The organism is Duganella qianjiadongensis (assembly GCF_009857915.1).
GTDB lineage: Bacteria > Pseudomonadota > Gammaproteobacteria > Burkholderiales > Burkholderiaceae_D > Rugamonas > Rugamonas qianjiadongensis.
This window is the reverse complement of sequence record NZ_WWCM01000053.1, coordinates 1-1,348: the sequence shown is the minus strand read 5'-3', so window position 1 is coordinate 1,348 and position 1,348 is coordinate 1. Positions and strand designations below refer to the sequence as shown.

Sequence of the window (1,348 nt, the reverse complement as noted above, 5' to 3'; positions counted from 1 at the left end):
GTTCATCCGCACTCGTCGTTAAAATTGAAATCACCTCGAATGTTCAGGAGGGAGCTGCTGCGCCGAGCTCAGGAAAGCGGCGTTAATTAAGCGATAGGATGTGTCCGGTCATACGGGGGCAAGATCACAACAACATTGTAGGTAGTGATGTGTATAACAACGAATAAACGTCATCGTCTGCGGGATCTTTGAATATAAAATTAAAATTTTCGGGCGAAGTTCTAATTTCAACTCGATCGGTGGTAACCAGATGTACGGCATGCTGAAAGAAACCGTAGAGTCCGTAGCTATTGCTAGGATCGAAAACGATTGAGTAGATCTCATCAGCGGTTACAATGTCCACAAGTTCTGTTTCGCTGATCGCTTTAGCAAGTATCTCCTTGCGGCGATTCCCTATAATCTTCTGCGTAATTTTTGTTGGATCACCCGAAGAAAACTCGTTGTAAAACTCATCCTCATCAGCGACCATCCATGAGAGATACATCAAGTTATCAATCAGAGGCTTGCGCAGAAGATTGAAGGCGGGAACAATCTTTCGCTTCTCGAAACAGCGAAGGGATTCATAGATGTGGTGACCGCAGTCCGCGACCATAGCCATAGTTATCGTATTGAGCACGACTCTACGAGCTTGATGATGTAGACCCAATTCTCTCAACGCGGTCACAGCATCGCGATTCTTAGCGAGAGCTGTGAACCTCTTGCTCTGGGCTTTGCTCTCAAACTTAAACGAAACGATGTGCGCTTCAGCGGCCTCGTATTCAGCAAGCATTCTGACAAATTCGTCATGGACGAAGAAGCAATACTCGTGCGCTAGGCACACTTCTTTAGGCAAATAATAAAGCCGTGTGGCAGGAATCAAAATGCCCATTTCCGAACGATCCTTGTAAATTTACCGCCGTGGTCATACGAACTTCATCTGCTCGGCGATAAGGTTTGCCAGTGCCTTGCACACGTCGGCAGGGTTTCAGCCAGTAGCTGCCGACCAAAAGATTAAATACATTCAGATACTTAACCTTGTTCCTTTACTTTCTTACGCAACGACTCGCCTTTTAATTTGATGATGTGCGAGCTGTGGACGATGCGGTCGAGAATAGCATCTGCCACCATCTTGTTATTTAAAGCATCGTGCCAATTCTCCAAAGGAAACTGACTAGTAATGATTGTGGAACGAGGCCCCACTCTAGCATCTATTAATTCAAACACATCCTGTTGAGCTTCGGCGCGAGCCTGTCAGAATTTTTGTGTGAATCCGGGGTCATGAAATAATACCGAAAGGGATTTTCCATGACCGACGTAATGACCACTAAGAAGCCAAAAACCAAGAAGCAGTACCCGTTTCCCGTTGAAC

2 protein-coding genes are annotated in these 1,348 nt (G+C 45.8%); both read right to left on the bottom strand.

Annotation, left to right across the window (positions count from 1 at the left end; genetic code table 11):
• Positions 1-124 precede the first annotated feature (124 nt).
• Complete coding sequence (locus tag GTP27_RS23225; RefSeq protein ID WP_161041454.1) at positions 125-868, bottom strand: hypothetical protein; 744 nt, start codon at positions 866-868, stop codon at positions 125-127.
• Between the two features lie 140 nt (positions 869-1,008).
• On the bottom strand, positions 1,009-1,179 hold the full coding sequence (locus GTP27_RS23220) for an ATP-binding protein (RefSeq protein ID WP_371865994.1): 171 nt from the start codon (positions 1,177-1,179) through the stop codon (positions 1,009-1,011).
• Positions 1,180-1,348 lie beyond the last annotated feature (169 nt).